The sequence below is a fragment of the Cellulomonas sp. P5_C6 genome (assembly GCF_054049635.1).
The window spans coordinates 1-1525 of sequence record NZ_JBFULZ010000359.1 but is presented as its reverse complement, the minus strand read 5'-3'; the positions used below and the strand labels follow the sequence as shown (position 1 = coordinate 1525).

Annotated in this window: 2 protein-coding genes; both read right to left on the bottom strand. The window is 75.1% G+C overall.

Going from position 1 to position 1525, the window contains the following annotated elements; translation table 11 throughout:
• On the bottom strand, nt 1-578 hold a 578-nt coding region (locus ACXJKG_RS21105; RefSeq protein WP_456847671.1), incomplete at its 3' end, for an LLM class flavin-dependent oxidoreductase.
• 20 nt (nt 579-598) lie between these two features.
• Nucleotides 599-1510, bottom strand: coding sequence for a cation diffusion facilitator family transporter (locus ACXJKG_RS21100; protein ID WP_456847672.1), 912 nt, complete (start codon nt 1508-1510; stop codon nt 599-601).
• Nucleotides 1511-1525 lie beyond the last annotated feature (15 nt).

The following is a 1525-nucleotide window of genomic DNA, read 5'->3' as shown; positions in this document are numbered from 1 at the left end:
GGCCCGTAGGTGGCCCATCCCTGCCCGTACCGCGCTGCCAGCGTCATGGTCCGCGGGCCGTTGGCGGCGACGACGAACGGGGTGCGCGGACGCGCGAGGGTGCCGGGGATCATCCGGGCCTGGTCGGCGCGGTAGAACTCGCCCTGGTGCGACGTGACGGGGTGGGTCAGCAGCTGGTCCAGCAGCCCGATGAACTCCTCGAACCGACGCGTCCGCTCCCCGCGCGAGGGCGGGTCCCCGGCGACCGAGGCGTCGAACCCCTCGCCGCCCGCGCCGACCCCGAGCACGAACCGGCCGCCGCTGACGTCGTCGAGCCCCATGACGTCCTTGGCGAACGGCACCGGGTGCCGGAAGTTCGGCGACGCCACCCAGGTCCCCAGCCCGATCCGCTCGGTGACGGCGGCCGCCGCGGCGAGCAGCGGCACGGTCGCGAACCACGGCTCGTCGACCAGCGCGCGCCAGGCCAGGTGGTCGTACGTCCACGCGTGGTCGAAGCCCCACTCCTCGGCCTGCTCCCACCGGCGACGGGCCGACACCCACCGCTCCTGCGGCAGCAACGCGATCCCCACAGCAACCATGCCCCGACCCTATGCGCAGGTCAGGCGTGGGCGTGCTGCTCGGTGCCGGTGGTCGACGGCGGCTCGAGCTGGAAGGTGCAGTGGTCGACGTCGAAGTGGCCGGCCAGGCAGCGGCGCAGGTCGTCGAGCACGCGACCCGCCTCGCCGCCGGAGAGCAGCTCGTCCGGCACCTCGATGTGCGCGGACAGCACCGGGACGCCCGAGGTGATGGTCCAGGCGTGCAGGTCGTGGACGCCGAGCACCCCGGGGACGTGGCAGATGTGCGACCGGATCGCGTCGAGGTCGACCCCGCGCGGCGTCGCCTCCAGCAGCACGGTCCCGACCTCGCGCAGCAGGGCGACGGCGCGCGGCACGATCATCAGGCCGATGACGACGGACGCAACCCCGTCGGCCCGCTCGAACCCGGTGGTCAGCACCACGACCGCGGCCACGACGACCGCCGCCGAGCCCAGCAGGTCGCCGAGCACCTCGAGGTAGGCGCCGCGGACCGTGAGCGACTCGCTCTGCCCGCGTCGCAGGAGCGCCAGCCCGACGCCGTTGGCGGCCAGCCCGAGGACGGCGACCGCGAGCATGAGGCCCGCCTCGACCTCGCCCGGCCTCACCAGCCGCGCGATGCCGCCGACGAGCACGCCGACGCCGACGACCGCGATCACCAGCCCGTTCACCAGCGCGGCGAGGATCTCCGCCCGCTGCCACCCGAACGTGCGCGCCGCCGTGGCGGGTCGGGCGGCCAGCGCCGTGGCGCCCAGCGCGAGCCCGACTCCCGCGGCGTCGGTGAGCATGTGCCCGGCGTCGGCGATCAGCGCGAAGGACCCCGACACCAGCCCGCCGACCACCTCGACCACCAGCACGACCAGCGTGAGGACGAGCACGGCGAGCAGCCGCCCGCGGTGCGCCTGCGCGGCGGTCGAGTGGTCGTGGTCGTGGCCCACGCTCAGTCCCAGCCC